Source organism: Sporosarcina pasteurii, from assembly GCF_041295575.1.
In the GTDB taxonomy this organism is placed as follows: domain Bacteria; phylum Bacillota; class Bacilli; order Bacillales_A; family Planococcaceae; genus Sporosarcina; species Sporosarcina pasteurii.
Window position 1 is genome coordinate 1,628,566 of the sequence record NZ_CP160452.1, and the last position, 17,575, is coordinate 1,646,140.

Genomic DNA, 17,575 nt, shown 5'->3' on the forward strand with positions numbered 1-17,575 from the left:
ATATTATTAATCCTTCATGATACCGAATCACATTCATTTGCGTCTGCTTAATCTTTACTTAAAGATGGATACTTTGCTCGTATGTAACTCCAAATTTACGCCGATTAATCATGAACGGATTCTAAAACTTTTTTTGGTCTTTGAACTGGCAAAAAGTATGTATATACAGAACTGTCTCTTTAGTCCAACTAAAATACTAGCTTCTATATAAAATAAAGGAAGGATTTATAGGTATATTCTATTCACCTTCGAAACTACCATTCTACATGATAGCACAAAATAATTCTAATGGTATACATTTTGCTTAATGAATTGCCAAATTCCCGAAAAGAAGAACCTGTCCATTGCCAATCATGGAAGGTCCTTCTTATCATTTACTATTTGCTTGCAATTCAGTAATAATGACGTTCGCCGTTTCTTCAACTGCACGATTCGTTACATCGATAATCGTACAACCAATTTTATCAATTACATCATTAAAATGAGCAATTTCCTCTTCAATTCTTTCAAAACGAGCGTAATTGGCATCGTCTTTTAAACCAAGTGCTTTAAGTCGTTCTTTACGAATTGAATTTAACTTTTGCGGTGAAATTACGAGTGCGAAACATTTCTTAGGGTCAATATTGAATAATTCTTCAGGTGGCTCAACCTCTGGAACAAGGGGTACATTTGCAACTTTATATCGCTGATGCGCTAAATACTGTGACAACGGCGTTTTAGATGTTCTTGAAACACCAATGAGGACTATATCAGCTTTTAATATTCCGCGTGGATCCCTACCGTCATCGTATTTCACTGCAAATTCAATGGCATCAATTTTTTTGAAATAATCTTCATCTAGTTTTCTAACAAGTCCAGGCTCTTCTAAAGGTTTCTCACCTAATTCAATACCTAGTTGCTCTACAATTGGCCCGAGTAAATCAATACATTTAATCCCAGCGTTTTGGCATTCTTTTTTTATTTTTGTTCGCATACAGCTTTTGACGAGCGTGTAAACAATTACCGCCTGTTGCGCTTTTGCCAGATATACAATTTCATTTATCTGCGTTTCATCTTCAATGTGTGAAAATCGCTTTAGTGAGACTGTTTCAAGTCCTTCTCTAAATTGACTAGCTGCCGCTTTAGCAACGAGCTCAGCAGTTTCACCAACGGAATCAGAAACGATGAACATCGTTAACTTCTTCATATTTTCCTCCTACAATTCGTGGTCATCCGCAAGAGATAAAAAGGCTGCGGTAATATTTGTTTTCGTGATTCGACCCACTACTTCTAACCCATCGCCTCTATCTTGGATGACTGGCAACGAGTCTATCTGTTTATCAATCATTAATTTAGAAGCCATTAATAATGTATCTTGCTTTGTACAATAAGTGATATTAGGCATTCGTGTCATGATGATGTGTACGGGAACTTTTTCGGTTTCTTTGTTTCCAATTGTTGCTCTTAATAAATCTTTACGGGATAACACGCCTGTAAGAAAGGATGATTTATCCACAACAAATAATGTTCCGACATCTTCCAAAAACATATGACAGATTGCATCATATACCGATAAACTTTCCGATACAACAACTGGCATTGATTGGAAATCACCGACCTTCATGGCATTCATGCTATCAGATATTGACTGTGTAGGTTTTTTACCTGCATAAAAATAGCCAACACGTGGTCGAGCATCTAAATAGCCAGCCATTGTTAAAATCGCAAGATCCGGACGGATGGTTGCACGTACGAGATTTAAACGTACTGCAATTTGCTCTCCCGTTATCGGGCCATTTTCTTTGACAATAGCAAGAATGTCCATTTGGCGCTTGTTCAGTTCCATATGTCACCGCCTTCAGTGTTCATTACATTAAATTAAATGATGCTTTGCACTATTTTTTCGGTTTTCCTTTACTTAATTATTATATATGAAAATGCTCCTAATTGCTAAGAAAGCGGAACCATGCTACAATAAGTTTTGAAATTAGCAACATCCTTTTGGACAATCTTTCGTAATAAATTATTGCGAATTGATCATTCATATGTCAGATATAAAAATTATAAGCGTTGAAGGGAATAAAAGTATTATCTAAAACTAGCGAGTAGGGACAGTGAAAGCCTACACGAGATAAGAAAAGGCATCCTGGAGCTATTCACTTTTTTAAAGAGGGCTATTATCTAGCCAATCGGGGTGGAACCGCGGGTCATAATGCACTCGTCCTCGGACATGATGTCCAGGGATGAGTGCATATTTTATTTGAGAGGAATGTTGATCACATGGAAAAAATCGTTAACTTAGCAAAGGCGAGAGGGTTTGTTTTTCCAGGCTCTGAAGTTTACGGAGGCCTGGCAAATACGTGGGATTATGGTCCACTAGGGATTGAATTGAAAAATAATATTAAAAAAGCATGGTGGCAAAAATTCGTTCAAGAATCCCCACATAACGTAGGACTAGACGCCGCAATTTTAATGAACCCAAAGGTTTGGGAAGCATCTGGTCACACAAGTAACTTCAACGACCCAATGATTGACTGTAAGAAATGTAAATCACGTCATCGTGTAGATAAGTTGATTGAAGATGCTTTAGAAGCAAAAGGAATGGAAATTGTTGTTGATGGACTTCCTTTTGAAGAAATGAATACACTACTACAAGAACATGAAATTACATGTCCTTCATGTGGTGAGTTAGATTACACTGAAATTCGTCAGTTTAACTTAATGTTTAAAACTTCACAAGGTGTAACCGATTCTTCGGCAAACGATATTTATATGCGTCCTGAAACTGCACAAGGTATTTTCGTGAACTTTAAAAACGTTCAACGTTCTATGCGTAAAAGAATGCCTTTTGGAATTGCACAAATCGGTAAAAGTTTCCGAAACGAAATTACACCAGGAAACTTCACATTCCGTACACGTGAATTTGAACAAATGGAATTGGAGTTTTTCTGTAAACCAGGTGAAGATGGCGAGTGGTATGAATACTGGCGCGAATTCTCTAAAAACTGGTTACTAAGTCTCGGGATGACTGAAGAAAATATCCGTCTTCGTGATCACACTGAAGATGAACTTTCCCACTACTCAAAAGGAACAGTAGATATTGAATACAAGTTCCCATTTGGTTGGGGAGAACTATGGGGTATTGCGAACAGAACAGACTTTGACTTAAAACGTCATATGGAATTTTCCGGTGAGGACTTCCATTATCAAGACCCTGTAACGAATGAGAAGTTTATCCCATACTGTATCGAACCATCACTTGGGGCTGATCGTGTCACGCTTGCATACTTAACAGATGCTTATACAGAAGAAGAGCTTGAGAATGATGATAAACGTACAGTACTACGTTTCCACCCAGCACTAGCACCAATTAAAGCTGCAGTTCTTCCACTGTCTAAAAAACTATCGGAGAGCGCAGATAAAGTATATGCAGAATTACGTAAACACTTCCCGACTCAATATGACGATTCACAATCAATCGGTAGACGCTACCGCCGTCAAGATGAAATTGGGACACCATTCTGTATCACTTATGACTTCGATTCAGAAGAGGATAAGCAAGTGACTGTTCGTCACCGTGACTCAATGGAACAAGTAAGAATGCCTATTGAAGAAGTTGTTCCATACATCCAAAAACACCTTGAATTTTAAATCAAGAAAAGCTGAAAACGCCCGGGTAGACGCGACAGGCATAAGCCGATTTAGTAAGAAGGAAGGTATCCTAAAAACGCCGCGTCCTGCGGCAACGGATGCATAACCTACTTCGTGTAGGCCCGCGGTCTTTGCCACTGCGTCAGTTTGCTTATGACCCGAGCGGCTGGCGGTTGAAGTTAGACACTATGAATCATATAAAAATCCGGAAAGCTTAGGAATTATCCTTCGCTTTCCGGATTTTCTTGTTTAGGTAATAATTCTGGCATCGCCTCGAGTTTATCTAAAAATCTCCTCGATTTAAACCATACGCCAAGCTGTTCATCATAAATCGTTCTAACAATTTTTTTCATCAACTGTTTTGTATCTTTTTTTAATGATAAATTACCAACCCGATGGATAGGCACGGTATAAAAAGTACGAATCAGCTTTATTTGTGTAGGCGTCAACCTCACAACGTAAGTATCTAAATGAAAACAACGGTGACACAAAAACCCGATTTCTTTAAATGAAAAACCAAATTCCCCATCCGTTGCACCGCAATTTGCACATGCATGTAATACAGGATGAATTCCACCAACTCGAATCATTTTCCATTCAACAAATAGCGTAATTGCCTCGGCATCATATTCTTCATTAATGGCATGTAAAGCATCAGACAACAACTCGTACACACCTGCGACTCGATTATTTTCCTCAGTAAATCGATCAATTATTTCTACGATATAACTTGCATACGAAGTTGCTTCAAGGTCTTCACGAATGAAACGCATCGATTCAATTTGCTCACCTTGGGATAACGTTCCCATCCCCCGCCCTTTCCTAATTAGAAAAGAACCGAGGGTAAAAGGTTGTGTAACCGCAGCAAGTTTACTTCTAGGCTTTTTCGCACCTCGGGCCATCACAGTGATTTTACCTGCTTCTTGCGTAAGTAATGTTACAATTTTATTGGATTCGCCATACGGAATCGTCCGAATCACAATCCCTTCCCATTTGCTCAGCAAGGACCGGCCCCTCCTCTATTTAATTAACCTCATCCAATTAATAGTCCTCATCATTAAATCCGAATTCTTTTAAACGGGTCGGACGATTACGCCAATCTTTTTGCACTTTCACCCATAATTCAAGAAACACTCTCGAACCTAATAGCATTTCAATATCTTTTCTAGCTTTCGTTCCAATTTCTTTCAGCAGGGCACCTTTTTTACCAATGACAATTCCTTTTTGTGAATCTCGATCAACGACAATCGTTGCCATAACATTCACGATATCTCGGTCTTTCTCACGCTCTATTTGCTCAATGACAACGGCAACGGAATGCGGGATTTCTTCACGTGTTAAGTGCAACACCTTTTCTCGAATAAACTCGGAAATGATAAAACGTTCTGGATGGTCAGTAATTTGCTCATCTGGATAATATTTTGGTCCTTCAGGCAAATATGCTTTTAACGTTTCTAGTAATTTATCTGTGTTATTTCCATTCAATGCAGAAATAGGTACGATTTCCACAAATTCATATTCTGATGTATAAGATACAATCGTTTCTAACAAATCATCCGGGTGCACTAAATCAATTTTATTAATGATTAAAAACACGGGTGTCTCCGTATTTTTTAACATCTCCATAATAAAACGATCTCCAGGTCCGATTTTTTGTTCTGCGTTTACCATAAACATGATAACATCAACTTCTGACAACGTATTACGAGCTACCTTTACCATGAAGTCGCCAAGTCTATGTTTCGGTTTGTGAATCCCTGGTGTATCAATATAAATCATTTGTGCGTCATCTGTCGTAACAACACCTTGCACTTTATTCCGTGTTGTTTGCGGTTTATCACTCATAATGGCAATTTTTTGTCCGACGACACGATTTAAAAATGTTGATTTCCCGACATTCGGTCGTCCAATAATGGAAATAAATCCAGATTTAAATACTTTATTATTTTCTTGCATCCGCAAAGTCCTCCTTTGAAAAGGCGCCAGGTAGCAATGCGCCAACTGTTGTTTCCTGCAGGTCGCCTTTAAGATTCGTTAAATAAACAGGCATCGTGCTATCACAAAACTCCGCAATCACTTGTCGACAAGCTCCACAGGGCGAAATGGGGCTATCTGTATCACCTGTGATCGCTAAGGCCTGCATGTTTCGGACACCTTCAGATACTGCTTTAAAAATCGCTGTACGCTCAGCACAGTTCGATAAGCCATATGATGAGTTTTCGACATTACAGCCTCGATATATTTTTCCATCCTCACCTAATAATGCAGCGCCTACTGCAAAATTAGAGTAAGGAACATAAGCAAATTCCCTTGCCTTTAAAGATTCTTCAATTAACTTTTCTTTCATATAGATTCCTCACTTTCAATTCGTCAAACTAAACCATTTAGGGATGAAGATTAATAATCCCACAATTGCACTTGTCAGAGCAAATACAAGTACTGCACCTGCAGCTAAATCTTTCGCCTGCTTAGCCAGTGGATGCCACTCATTTGTAAACAAATCAACCATTCTTTCTACCGCCGAATTCATCAGCTCGAGCGCTAACACGCCACCAATAAAAACAATAATCACAAACCATTCAAACAAGGATAATCCCGTCAATAGCCCAGCACAAATCACGGTTATCGCAACACTTACATGAATTTTAAAATTTCGTTCTGTTGTAAAACAGTGAATAATTCCTGCCATCGCAAATTTAAACGACTTGAAGAATTTTCGCATAAGCTTTACCTCTCAAGTCCAAATGTATCGAGTATCTCTTTTTGCCTTCCAAACATTTTCTTTTCATCTTTTTCTGTCATATGATCATAGCCAAGTAAATGCAGAAAACCATGTAAGGCTAAAAAGCCAATCTCTCGTTTAAATGAATGTCCATACTCTTCTGCTTGTCGTTCAGCTGTATCAGTGGATATTAATATATCCCCTAATACAGTAGGCATATCCGCTTCAACTTTAATTTCGACTTCACCTTCCGTCATTTCTTCCAACGCGAAAGAAATAACATCAGTCGGTGCATCAATGCCTCGATAATTTGCATTGACTTCTTGTATTTCTTCATCAGTCATAAAAGTTACAGACACTTCGGCTTCCTCTAGTATACCTTCTGCGCTTGCAGCATGGTTCAGTAAGTTAGTAACAAGTTCTTCAATCGTATCGGATATTTTATTCGTTTCATCGTTAATATCAAGCTGTAACATTTCACTGATCACCTCTCTTAATCTGGATACTCTATTCGGTTATGGAACATACCGTTTAATGTTTCGCATATTGCGCGCTCTACCCTTTTCAACTCTTTCATCGACAAATCACACTCATCGAACTGCCCATCTCTTAATTTATCGCTAACGATTGAACAAACGAGCGCATTAATCTTTTCAGAGGTTGGTTCTTTCATCGAGCGAACTGCTGCTTCAACACTATCGGCAATAGAAATAATCGCTATTTCCTTTGTTTGCGGTTTTGGTCCAGGATAACGATACTCATCCTCTATCACATCTTCACCTAATTCTTTCGCTTTAAAAACAAAGAATTTCAACAAACTTGTTCCATGATGTTGTCTCGCAATATCTACAATTTCACGTGGCATTTTATGTTTCTCTAAAAGCTGTGCGCCATCCGCTGCATGGGCAATAATAATATCTTTACTCTTCTTAGGTGGTAAGGCGTCATGTGGATTCTGTTCCGCATGTTGATTCTCTATAAAAAATCGTGGACGCACCGTTTTACCCAAATCGTGATAATAAGATCCAACACGTGCAAGCAAACCATTCGCCCCGATTGTTTCGCATGCTGCATCCGCTAGATTTGCAACCATTACACTATGATGGTAAGTACCAGGTGCCTCTGTCAAAATCTTTTTTAGCAACGGATGATTTGGATTCGACAACTCAATTAATTTCATATCTGACAATAGTCCGAAAGACGTTTCAAAAAACGGTAAAAGCCCGATTGTTAAGGCGCCTGATAGAACACCTGAAGTAATTGCAGCGATAGCATAGAAAATTAACTCTGTTAATGCATAAGTCGTCTGTGTCATAAGTAAATAAAAAGCAATAAACCCCAAATTACAAATGGAAACGCCTAAGCTCGCCCTTAAAATTGTTGAGCGCCTAGAAATATTTCCAAGTAAATATAAACTCGTAATACTTCCAAATAATATGTATAACGCAATTTCCATTTGAACGATTGCAGCATAACCATCTTGTAGCATAATCCCTGCTGTTGCAGCAATGATGATGGAAGTCGTTAATGCTAACCGTTCATTAACCAATAGTTTTATCAGCATGGACGCTAAAGCTGTCGGAAATAAAAAAACGACCAACGCAATGACCAATGATTTTTTCTTAACGATCGAGCTTTCCCGCCAAGTTTGAAAATGTAAAAAGAAGATTGACATCATTACAGACACAAATAAAGCAATGCCTGCTAACGGTTTAACTTGAGTTTGATTTGTTAATAGTCCTGCCAATTCTAGTTGCCGATATACTTCTCTATCAATCACTTGACCTTCTCGAACAATCACTTGTCCTTGTAAAATGCGAATTGGTTCAACTGCCTCTCTCGCTTCTTGAACCCTAGACGCTGTTAATGTTTCATTAAAAATTTCTGTTTCAACAAGTAGTGATCTTGCGATTGATATGACAGGTTCTTCAATTTCTACAGGTATTGTATTTGACAATCTTAATTGTCGTTCAACTTCATACTTCGCAAACGTCAAATCGGATGTTCGTAAAGGTTTTGATAATTCCTCTCCTAATACACTTACAACACTCGTTTTAATGCCTTCAAGTGTCTCTATGTCTTGGGCAAGCAAATCCGCGATTGCTTTGTTACTTAGTTGAAGCTCTGGCTCTTCTGCTTCTAATGCTGCTAACTTCTCGCGCATCGCTTCAACCGATTTCTCAGCTATCTTTACTTCCTCTACTTCTTCTGCACTATCAGCAACCAGTTCTTTTTTAACATCTAAAAGAAAGTCAAAAATTGAAGTCGCAATAGCTTGCCTATTCTTCGCAACATCCTCAGTAAATTGGTAAACCGGAGCAACTTCGTTTGCTGCTCTATCCCTCTCCTGTTCAGTCTTCACAGTATCCTCAACAGTCTTCAGAGAACGAATAGCTTCATGTGCAATTTGAAACTCTTTTAATTCGTATGTTTCTTTTTGGACGATATCAAGCATGAATGTAAAAAGTATGATTGCTGATAACGTAATCGTAAATAATGAAAAATAGGTAAACTTTAACGCATTCAAAAACTTTTTTACAGACCGCATCATTAGATCCCCCTTTGGTTCTCCCGAATAACCATCCCCTCGGCAAACCCATTCCAATCATCTGCATGTATACATGACAGCCTTGCTTCCAGGAATCAAAAAGCACTCGCTTCAGCCAACGTGCCCTTCAAGAAAGATGACTAAAGGTTACTTTACCTTTAGTCATCTTCCTTAACAACCAATGCTGTATACGTTAAAATCCTAATAAACGATGATTGTACTAAATAGTCTTCGTCAGTTGTGTAATACAAGCATTATGATAATTCTTCCTGTTCATACGCATCAATTATTTTAGCCACAAGCGGATGACGCACTACATCTCCTTGTTCTAAATATTGAAATTGGATATCAGCTACAGATTTTAGAACAGATTCCGATGCAATTAAGCCCGATTGGATGCCACGTGGTAAATCCACCTGTGTTTTATCACCCGTAATCACCATTTTAGAGCCAAAACCTAGACGAGTCAGTAACATTTTCATTTGGGCTTTTGTCGTATTTTGTGCTTCGTCTAATATTACAAAAGCATCATCCAATGTTCTACCACGCATATAAGCAAGTGGTGCAATTTCAATGGCACCGCGTTCAATGAGCCGTTCTGTTTGCTCAGCTCCTAGAACATGGTGAAGTGCATCATAGAGCGGGCGTAGATACGGGTCTACTTTTTCTTTTAAGTCTCCCGGTAAGAAACCAAGGCTCTCCCCAGCTTCAACAGCTGGCCTTGCTAAAATAATTTTTTTCACCGAACCAGATTTCAACGCTTGAACTGCAAGTACGACTGCTAAAAATGTTTTTCCTGTTCCAGCTGGACCTAGGCCAAATACTAAATCATGCGCTCGAATCGCTTGCACATATTCTCTTTGTCCAATTGTTTTTGCACGGATTGCTTTTCCTCTCATATCGCGCGCAATCTCTTCGTCATAAAGTTCCGAGAAATATTCAATGGTTTCATTTTTAACCATTTCCAACGCAGTTGCAACATCACGTTGGTTAATATTTATTCCTTTTCGGATCACTTTCAGCAATTGTTCAATCAGCATAAGTACAATTTGTTGCTTTTCTTCAGAACCATAAACAGTAATGGTGTCTCCACGCGTAATTATCGATATTTCTAATTGCTCTTCGATCAGCTTTATATTTTGATCAGAAATACCAAGAAGCATGACTGCCTCATTTGGGTCTTCTAAATGTAATTGAATTAATTGTTCATCCAATAGCTTCAGTCTCCTTGAGGTATAGGTCTTTTAATAGCAATATTATCGTTAATAAGAAATAATATAGTCCCTATCACTTTATCATCATCGATTGTGACGTGCAAAATTTTCTCCTCTTTCACCATTGCATCAGGTCCTAATTCCGCCAATAATTTCATTTTCAATAATGGAATAATAACAGACTTTTCCATTCCTTTCTCAATCTCTAACTGGGCATCTTTTTCTTCAATAATACGCTCTGTTTCAATAATATTCCAGCTTGATTTATTAAACAAGTCCTTTTCTTTCCACGGCGGATGAAAGGTAAAATCGAGTCGTTCATCTCCTTGAACTTTATATTGAATTTTTTTCGGTATCTTAAAACTGTATTCAACCCAGTAATCAGCAAATACGGCCCCATCTGCCCCTACAATCACAGTATTTTCTCCTTGTTCCAAAGTTCCTTTTGCCAACGTATCTCCTTTTTTTACGGTCATATAAACACGTCCAACTCTTTCACCTTTCGTTAGTGCAAAACGTGTAATAACCCCTCCTGTACGAGCCACCAGATCAGCAGGCTCTTCCTTTCGTTCAGGTTGGCTGTCCGACTGCGGTGAGAGCATTGGAATGACTGTTAAGGTCGTTCCAGAGCGTTTAAAGTGCACCCATGATAACGTAGGTTCGTCTTGCATCAGGTCTCGTCTAATCTCGCCTTCATCTGGAATGGACCTGAGTAAACGATAAGGAACGATAGAGGCTTTTTTTAATTTCTTTTCAATTCGTTCTGACACTTCCGGCATTTCAGATTCGACTTTTACAGACCATATAAAAAAGGAACATATAAAAGGGATGGCTAGTAAAATAAAAAATCGATAGGAACTGAATAACATTTCCAACCCACGATCTTCCACTGTAGAATATAGATTTAGCTTCAAACCATAACGGCGACGATATTTCCGCGCTTGTTTTAAGCCTTTTTTATCGGTGATAAAGTAAGCAGCATTTTCGCTCATTGTCAGTGACGTAACTTTTGTTCCAGTCTTTTTCAGTTTTGTTAAAAAAGTTGATATGTTTCTTGGTCCAGATACTTTAATTTCGTACCGATTACGCGCCATAGCTGCCCTCCTCGCCATTCGATTCAACTAGAGAGAATCGTTCAATCGAATCGAATGTAAACACAGCCAATTCCTCCGCCAACTTTTCTACAGTGAGTTGATCGCCTGAAACCTCAATTACATAATCATCACATTTAATAATTGCAAAATCGGGGCCAAGTGTCACAAGTTCGTATGGGCCTGTGATTCGTAAAGAAGAAAACTCATCAACAACAATTTGAGAACCAATATTAAATAGCTTTTTCAAATAATAAACCCCCTATACATATCGTATGAAATGTATAGGGGATCAATGATTAACGTCTAGATTTTGGTGGTCCAATTATTTCGGAAAAAATGATACCTTTCATGATATCATCTGAACTACTTGGTACTAAATCACGATTTTCTACATTAGTTTGTTTATTTTTTGATTGGCGTTTTACTTTATCTCTTCTTGCTTCTCTACGCCTTCCACTATCTGAAGAAATCGTCTTTTGCTTTTGAACTTCTGCTCTCTGTTCTTCGACTTTCCGAAGTGACTCTCCCGGAATAGCAACTGGACGATGCTCAACTTTTTTAGTTTCTTGCTCCATCTCTTGCTGAATTTCCTTATATATATCTTTAGACATTTCCTTTAGCTTTTTAATAGGATTGTCTTGTTCTTTTGACTCTGGAGTAAAAGGTTTTGACCGTCTATCTTCTTCCGAAGATTTCTTTTTCCCACTGAAAAGAGAGCCGAGTAGAAGCATAATAATGAATGGAATAAGACTTTCCATTTATTTCATCCCCTTTCCGGGAATTAACTTCCAATTACATTTGATTTATTCTTGATCAGGCGATTGGTCACCTTGGCTATATTTACTTATTGATTCACGCATGCCTGTGTCAGCTTGCACGTTTCTATAGTTGACATAGTCCATAATGCCAATATTTCCCGAACGTAGTGCATCTGCCATTGCCATTGGTACTTCAGCTTCAGCTTCAACTACTTTCGCGCGCATCTCTTCAACTCTTGCCTTCATTTCTTGTTCATTCGCAACAGCCATTGCACGACGCTCTTCAGCTTTAGCTTGCGCAATGTTTTTATCTGCTTCAGCTTGTTCAGTTTGAAGGTTTGCACCGATGTTTTCGCCAACATCTACATCTGCAATGTCAATCGATAAAATTTCAAATGCAGTACCTGAATCAAGTCCTTTAGATAATACTGTTTGGGAAATTCGGTCAGGGTATTCTAGTACATCTGCGTGACTTACTGATGCACCAATTGTAGAAATAATCCCTTCACCTACACGGGCAATAACTGTATCTTCCCCCGCACCACCAACAAGGCGGTCGATGTTAGCACGTACTGTAATACGAGCTTTTGCCTTAACTTCAATTCCGTTCACAGCCACACCCGCAATAAATGGTGTTTCAATTACTTTTGGGTTTACGGACATTTGAACCGCTTCTAATACGTCACGGCCCGCTAAGTCAATAGCCGCTGCACGCTCAAACGACAAATCAATATTCGCTCGGTGTGCTGCAATGAGCGCATTAACTACTCTGTCAACGTTACCTCCTGCAAGGTAATGACTTTCCAATTGACTAATTTCCACGTTTAGCCCTGCTTTATGGGCTTTAATCAATGGAATGACAATACGATTTGGAATTACTCGACGGAGCCTCATCCCAATCAGTGTTAAAATACTTACTCTTACGCCAGCTGCTAATGCAGATATCCACAGTGTTACTGGAACGAGTGTGAAAAATATGGCTAAAACTATTATTGCGGCGACAACTATGGCAGTTGTTGTAATAAACGCAGCATCAATCATCATTCAACTTCCCCTTTCTCTATCGATTCTCGAACGACAATACGAGAACCTTCTACCTTTACAATGATAACATCTTTTCCTCTATCAATGTAACTTCCTTCTGAAACGACATCAATTCTTTCGCCTTCAAGGTCAACTGTACCGGATGGTCTCAGCGGAGTAGTCGTCACTGCTTTTTGCCCAATTAACTCGGTACGATTCACATTCGACACATACCCTGACTCCGTGTCTGTTGCATCCATCAAGACTACTTTATTAAACAGGTGTAGTTTTTTACCAAAAATTTTAATGATAATCACCGCCCCTATTGCAGCGATGGCAATTGCGATTAATACAGACATTGCCATATACATCGGGTTGCCTCCTGCCATAATAATACTACCTACTATCGCTACCGCACCAATGACACCAGCAATTCCGCCAGCTATAAAAATCTCTGCAACAATAAGCGCAACACCGGCGACAAATAAAATCAGCGATTCATATCCAGCAAGTCCAGCAATCATATGACCGTAGAAAAACAGTAATAACGAGATGATTCCCATCGTTCCAGCGACGCCAAATCCAGGCGAGTATAACTCCACGACTAGCCCAAGCCCAGCAATTGATAATAAGATCGGCACGACAATCGGATTTGTTACGAAACGTGCAATACTTTCAGAAAATGTTTCCTTTGTAGAAATAACCTCAGCATTTTGATAACCTGCTTTTTCTAGCAATTCCTCAAATGAAGCAACTGTACCTTCACTATAACCGACTGCTTGCGCTTCACTGGCCGTTAATGTAAGAAGCTTATCAACACCAGCCCCATACTCAGGTAAGTCGATAGAGGGATCCGCCATCGCCCTCGCATAAATAATCTCTCGCCCGGAAGATTCTGCAGCATTTTCCATCGCTGATAACCATGCACTGTGCGCCTTTTCGTCAGCTGCATTCCCAGAGGACTCAATGACTTGTGCCGCTCCGATTCTACCTCTCGGCGACATGTAGATTTCGTCCGCATGTAATGCCAAAAATGCACCGGCTGATAATGCATCATCATTAATATAAGCGATGATGGGTATTTCAGACGTATCTAGCAATTTAGCAATTTGTCCTGCTGCATCAACAAAGCCGCCTGGCGTATGAATATCTAAAATAATCGCTTTGGCATCCGCTTCTATTGCTTCTTCAAAAGATCTTTCTAAAAAAGCAAACAATCCCTTCTCTACTTCTTTAGAAATTGGTATCTTATAGACAACTTCATTATCCGCATTTGCATCTGCATTTACAAACGGTACAGAAAGTGTGGCAATTAACAGCATGAGGAAAAACAACTTTTTCATATGATGTCTCATCCCAACCCTCCTCTCTTCTGTATACTCCAATTATATCTTTAATACGCGTAAAAAGGGTAAAAGTTTCATTTCACCTAAAAAAAAGATATCTTTTTGATATCTAACTGTTTTACATTCAAATAATTCTTATAACGTGATACTTCTATTTCACATGATAGACAAATAAACCGGAAAACCTATATAACGGCTTCCCGGTCTTACAATAATTGAAATTTGATGTAATTAGCATATACAAAGTTAATGACGAAGATAATTGAGTAAATTATCTACGTTTCCTTGCAGCCTCAGACTTCAATTTTCGTCTTACACTCGGCTTCTCATAATACTCACGCTTTCTAACCTCACGGATTTTTCCGCTTTTGGAAACGTCACGTTTGAAGCGTCGAAGAGCGTCTTCAAGCGATTCGTTTTTACGAACGACAGTTTTCGACATACCTCTTGTCCCTCCCTCCGAACACCTTGGAACACACGGTCTAGTGCCATGTACTTCAGTATTATACCTTATTATTAAAAGTGGGTCAATATTAATCTGGTGAATTAATAATCTTCTTTTGATTTTAATCCATTCATAATTTGTACCCCAGAACTCGCACCAATTCTTGTCGCGCCAGCTTCAATCATTTGTTCCATATCTTCAAAACTACGGACACCACCTGAAGCTTTCACACCTAATTCAGGACCTACGACGCCTCTCATTAATTTTACATCTTCTACCGTTGCACCGCCAGTTGAGAAGCCTGTAGAGGTTTTCACAAAATCTACCCCTGCAACAACCGCCAATTCACAAGCTGTTCGCTTCTCAGCATCAGTTAATAAAGATGTTTCTATAATTACTTTAACGATGGCATTGTCAGCAGCTGCTTCAACGACTGCTTGAATATCTCGTTTGACAAGCTCGTCATCTCCACCGCGAAGTGCTCCGATATTCACAACCATATCGATTTCAGTCGCACCATTTTGTATCGCATTTTTTGTTTCAAATGCTTTTGTTTCTGTCGTTGAAGTCCCTAAAGGAAACCCGATGACTGTACATACTTTAACAGGTGTTCCTTCTAATAACTCCGCTGCGGTTTTAACCCAAGTCGGGTTGACACAAACCGATGCAAAGGAATACATTTTCGCTTCATTGCAAAGGTCGATGATTGCGTCTTTTTTAGCATCTGCTTTTAATAATGTATGATCAATATATTTTGCAAAATCTGTATTCAACTGAATACCTCCTATAAATGTTCCGTATTATTACAAGTTTAGTTAGTGAAATGTTTAACCAACAATTAGCAGATCAAACTTGAACCGATTCCTCTTCTTCCATTACACGAACATATTTTGCTTCGTTATAAGGGTAACCAGCTTTTATTAGCTTTACACGAACAACTTTACCAACCATAGATTCGTCAGCTTCAAAGAACACTTTTAAGTAATTATCTGTATAGCCTTCGTAAAGTCCACTTTCAGGGTCGAGTTTGTATCTGTCTTCCGGAATGACTTCAAGCACTTCATTTTCAAATGAAGACGCATATTCCTTTGCAAGCTGATCATTTAACTCAATTAGTTTATGAACTCTTTCATTTTTCACTGCTTCATCAATTTGGTCAGTCATACGTGCTGCCGGTGTGCCCGTTCGCATGGAGTAAGGAAATACGTGTAATTCGGAAAAACTTTGGTCACGAATGAAACGATACGTTTCCATAAACTCCTCTTCCGTTTCTCCCGGGAAGCCTACGATAACGTCTGAAGTAATGGCAAGGTTCGGTAGCGCTTCACGTAAACGATCCAGTCGCTCTGCAAAAAATTCCATCGTATACTTTCTACGCATACGTTTCAAAACTGTGTTTGACCCAGATTGAATAGGAATATGCAAATGACGGACAATCACTTTCGAATCATTCAATACTTCAATCACTTCATCTGTTAGCTGACTCGCTTCGATAGAACTAATACGAAGACGCTTCAGCCCTTTCACTTCCGCTTCAAGATCGCGAAGTAAGGCTGCTAAGTTATAATCTTTTAAATCCTCACCGTACCCACCTGTATGAATACCCGTTAGTACAATTTCAAGGTACCCTGCATCAACAAGTTGCTGCGCTTGATGAATCACTTCTTTAGGATCGCGAGAACGCATAAGGCCGCGAGCCCATGGAATAATACAAAATGTACAGAAATTATTACAACCTTCTTGGATTTTAAGCGAAGCACGAGTACGATCTGTAAAAGCCGGTACATCCAACTCTTCATACACACGGTTTTTCATAATATTACGCACTGCGTTAATGGGTTGACGCTCCGCACGATATTCTTCAATAAGACCAAGTAATTTCGAACGGTCTTGTGTACCAACAACAATATCTACACCAGGTATCGCCATAATTTCCGCTGAAGATGTTTGCGCATAACATCCAGTTACACATACAACAGCATCTGGATTTCTACGGATTGCTCGACGAATTACTTGGCGGCTCTTTCTATCCCCTGTATTTGTAACGGTACATGTATTAATGACATATACATCCGCATCATTTTCAAATTCTTCACGCTCGTAACCTGCGTCTTTAAATAGTTGCCAAATCGCTTCCGTTTCATAGTGGTTTACTTTACAACCGAGAGTATGGAAACTCACAGTTTTTGGTAGCACATTGCCCATAAAACTTTTCATCCTTTCGTTCCGATCAGTAAAATCTCAACTTGTCCTATAATAGCATATATCGCTGTAATGAGCATAATGTTTTAATGCCCTGCATTAATGATTCAATTGGCTCTACGTGTGAACGGTTCATTTGTCTGACCTTTTCCCTTATAGTATCCTATCTTTCTCGGCCCCTTCTACGAGGTTGTGCAAACTTATTTCAAATAAATTAAGTTTGAAGTATCCTCACTTTTTCATCCCTCTCATTTAAAATAAAAAGAGGAGAGAGCTAATGCTTTCTCAGAAGTCAGTATTTTCGGTGCGATTATAGTAATTATTAGCATAATTGGAACCGTAAATACTTTATCACTAAAATCGCTCTTCACCTGGTTCTCAATATATACTCTAAGCAATTTTAATTTTTCTAATTCATGATTACATATTTCAAGGATTTCTTGTTTTAACTCATTTAAGTTATTAATTAAGCTATATTGTTCTCCACTTCTATTTTCCAAAACTTTATACAAAAACACTTCATTAGTATTAGTGTGCGTTATCCAATCAAAAAGATTAATGTTGTTATTATCATTATTTAATGCTATCTTTAT

Annotated in this window: 18 protein-coding genes; 1 reads left to right on the forward strand and 17 read right to left on the reverse strand. The window is 38.8% G+C overall.

All coding sequences use genetic code 11. The annotated features are described in order from the left end of the window. Positions 1 to 370: 370 nt before the first annotated feature. Positions 371 to 1,186 carry a pyruvate, water dikinase regulatory protein gene (locus tag AB1H92_RS07555; RefSeq protein ID WP_115360956.1) on the reverse strand — a complete coding sequence of 272 codons (816 nt, stop codon included), beginning with the start codon at positions 1,184 to 1,186 and terminating at the stop codon, positions 371 to 373. A gap of 9 nt (positions 1,187 to 1,195) precedes the next feature. Next, the gene (locus AB1H92_RS07560) at positions 1,196 to 1,825 is read right to left on the reverse strand and encodes a helix-turn-helix transcriptional regulator (RefSeq protein ID WP_115360954.1); all 630 of its coding nucleotides are present in this window, start codon (positions 1,823 to 1,825) and stop codon (positions 1,196 to 1,198) included. Positions 1,826 to 2,259: 434 nt separating this feature from the next. On the opposite strand from AB1H92_RS07560, the gene AB1H92_RS07565 reads away from it, so the two are divergent. After that, a complete protein-coding gene (locus AB1H92_RS07565) occupies positions 2,260 to 3,630 on the forward strand; it encodes a glycine--tRNA ligase (protein WP_115360952.1) in 1,371 nt (456 codons plus the stop codon). A 221-nt stretch (positions 3,631 to 3,851) separates the two neighbouring features. On the opposite strand, the gene recO is transcribed toward AB1H92_RS07565, so the two are convergent. The 15 genes from recO to mtaB form a co-directional block, all read right to left on the reverse strand. Further along, positions 3,852 to 4,634: a DNA repair protein RecO gene (gene recO / locus AB1H92_RS07570; RefSeq protein WP_115360950.1), complete on the reverse strand. Its 783-nt coding sequence runs from the start codon at positions 4,632 to 4,634 to the stop codon at positions 3,852 to 3,854. Between the two features lie 37 nt (positions 4,635 to 4,671). After that, positions 4,672 to 5,586 (reverse strand): GTPase Era, encoded by a 915-nt coding sequence (era, locus tag AB1H92_RS07575; RefSeq protein ID WP_115360948.1) that lies wholly within the window; start codon positions 5,584 to 5,586, stop codon positions 4,672 to 4,674. Beyond that, positions 5,573 to 5,977 (reverse strand): cytidine deaminase, encoded by a 405-nt coding sequence (locus AB1H92_RS07580; RefSeq protein WP_115360946.1) that lies wholly within the window; start codon positions 5,975 to 5,977, stop codon positions 5,573 to 5,575. Before AB1H92_RS07580 ends, era begins: the two co-directional genes overlap by 14 nt. A gap of 15 nt (positions 5,978 to 5,992) precedes the next feature. Continuing rightward, on the reverse strand, positions 5,993 to 6,352 hold the full coding sequence (locus AB1H92_RS07585) for a diacylglycerol kinase family protein (protein ID WP_115360944.1): 360 nt from the start codon (positions 6,350 to 6,352) through the stop codon (positions 5,993 to 5,995). Positions 6,353 to 6,357: 5 nt separating this feature from the next. Then, positions 6,358 to 6,828 carry an rRNA maturation RNase YbeY gene (gene ybeY / locus AB1H92_RS07590; protein ID WP_115360942.1) on the reverse strand — a complete coding sequence of 157 codons (471 nt, stop codon included), beginning with the start codon at positions 6,826 to 6,828 and terminating at the stop codon, positions 6,358 to 6,360. A 17-nt stretch (positions 6,829 to 6,845) separates the two neighbouring features. Next, positions 6,846 to 8,903, reverse strand: a complete 2,058-nt coding sequence (locus AB1H92_RS07595) for an HD family phosphohydrolase (RefSeq protein WP_115360939.1) — start codon at positions 8,901 to 8,903, stop codon at positions 6,846 to 6,848. 251 nt (positions 8,904 to 9,154) lie between these two features. After that, positions 9,155 to 10,114: a PhoH family protein gene (locus AB1H92_RS07600; RefSeq protein WP_172481041.1), complete on the reverse strand. Its 960-nt coding sequence runs from the start codon at positions 10,112 to 10,114 to the stop codon at positions 9,155 to 9,157. Between the two features lie 5 nt (positions 10,115 to 10,119). Next, the gene (locus AB1H92_RS07605) at positions 10,120 to 11,208 is read right to left on the reverse strand and encodes a sporulation protein YqfD (RefSeq protein ID WP_166739499.1); all 1,089 of its coding nucleotides are present in this window, start codon (positions 11,206 to 11,208) and stop codon (positions 10,120 to 10,122) included. Next, complete coding sequence (locus tag AB1H92_RS07610) at positions 11,198 to 11,455, reverse strand: hypothetical protein (protein ID WP_115360935.1); 258 nt, start codon at positions 11,453 to 11,455, stop codon at positions 11,198 to 11,200. The genes AB1H92_RS07605 and AB1H92_RS07610 overlap by 11 nt, the downstream gene beginning before the upstream one ends. A 49-nt stretch (positions 11,456 to 11,504) precedes the next feature. Beyond that, positions 11,505 to 11,966, reverse strand: a complete 462-nt coding sequence (locus tag AB1H92_RS07615; RefSeq protein ID WP_115360932.1) for a hypothetical protein — start codon at positions 11,964 to 11,966, stop codon at positions 11,505 to 11,507. A 45-nt stretch (positions 11,967 to 12,011) separates the two neighbouring features. Then, positions 12,012 to 13,010: a flotillin-like protein FloA gene (floA, locus tag AB1H92_RS07620; protein ID WP_115360930.1), complete on the reverse strand. Its 999-nt coding sequence runs from the start codon at positions 13,008 to 13,010 to the stop codon at positions 12,012 to 12,014. Beyond that, on the reverse strand, positions 13,007 to 14,344 hold the full coding sequence (locus AB1H92_RS07625) for a nodulation protein NfeD (protein WP_243835747.1): 1,338 nt from the start codon (positions 14,342 to 14,344) through the stop codon (positions 13,007 to 13,009). Before AB1H92_RS07625 ends, floA begins: the two co-directional genes overlap by 4 nt. A 262-nt stretch (positions 14,345 to 14,606) precedes the next feature. After that, entirely contained in the window at positions 14,607 to 14,777 is a 171-nt protein-coding gene (rpsU, locus tag AB1H92_RS07630) for a 30S ribosomal protein S21 (RefSeq protein ID WP_075528040.1), read from the reverse strand. Positions 14,778 to 14,881: 104 nt separating this feature from the next. Further along, positions 14,882 to 15,553: a deoxyribose-phosphate aldolase gene (gene deoC / locus AB1H92_RS07635; RefSeq protein WP_115360928.1), complete on the reverse strand. Its 672-nt coding sequence runs from the start codon at positions 15,551 to 15,553 to the stop codon at positions 14,882 to 14,884. Between the two features lie 73 nt (positions 15,554 to 15,626). Next, positions 15,627 to 16,985, reverse strand: a complete 1,359-nt coding sequence (gene mtaB, locus AB1H92_RS07640) for a tRNA (N(6)-L-threonylcarbamoyladenosine(37)-C(2))-methylthiotransferase MtaB (RefSeq protein ID WP_115360926.1) — start codon at positions 16,983 to 16,985, stop codon at positions 15,627 to 15,629. Between the last annotated feature and the right edge of the window lie 590 nt (positions 16,986 to 17,575).

Bases quoted from the DNA above. Each gene is read 5' to 3' on its own strand.
- AB1H92_RS07555 (WP_115360956.1), bottom strand. From the start codon at position 1,186: ATGAAGAAGTTAACGATGTTCATCGTTTCTGATTCCGTTGGTGAAACT.
- AB1H92_RS07560 (WP_115360954.1), bottom strand. From the start codon at position 1,825: ATGGAACTGAACAAGCGCCAAATGGACATTCTTGCTATTGTCAAAGAA.
- AB1H92_RS07565 (WP_115360952.1), top strand. From the start codon at position 2,260: ATGGAAAAAATCGTTAACTTAGCAAAGGCGAGAGGGTTTGTTTTTCCA.
- era (WP_115360948.1), bottom strand. From the start codon at position 5,586: ATGCAAGAAAATAATAAAGTATTTAAATCTGGATTTATTTCCATTATT.
- AB1H92_RS07580 (WP_115360946.1), bottom strand. From the start codon at position 5,977: ATGAAAGAAAAGTTAATTGAAGAATCTTTAAAGGCAAGGGAATTTGCT.
- AB1H92_RS07585 (WP_115360944.1), bottom strand. From the start codon at position 6,352: ATGCGAAAATTCTTCAAGTCGTTTAAATTTGCGATGGCAGGAATTATT.
- ybeY (WP_115360942.1), bottom strand. From the start codon at position 6,828: ATGTTACAGCTTGATATTAACGATGAAACGAATAAAATATCCGATACG.
- AB1H92_RS07595 (WP_115360939.1), bottom strand. From the start codon at position 8,903: ATGATGCGGTCTGTAAAAAAGTTTTTGAATGCGTTAAAGTTTACCTAT.
- AB1H92_RS07605 (WP_166739499.1), bottom strand. From the start codon at position 11,208: ATGGCGCGTAATCGGTACGAAATTAAAGTATCTGGACCAAGAAACATA.
- AB1H92_RS07615 (WP_115360932.1), bottom strand. From the start codon at position 11,966: ATGGAAAGTCTTATTCCATTCATTATTATGCTTCTACTCGGCTCTCTT.
- floA (WP_115360930.1), bottom strand. From the start codon at position 13,010: ATGATGATTGATGCTGCGTTTATTACAACAACTGCCATAGTTGTCGCC.
- AB1H92_RS07625 (WP_243835747.1), bottom strand. From the start codon at position 14,344: ATGAGACATCATATGAAAAAGTTGTTTTTCCTCATGCTGTTAATTGCC.
- rpsU (WP_075528040.1), bottom strand. From the start codon at position 14,777: ATGTCGAAAACTGTCGTTCGTAAAAACGAATCGCTTGAAGACGCTCTT.
- mtaB (WP_115360926.1), bottom strand. From the start codon at position 16,985: ATGGGCAATGTGCTACCAAAAACTGTGAGTTTCCATACTCTCGGTTGT.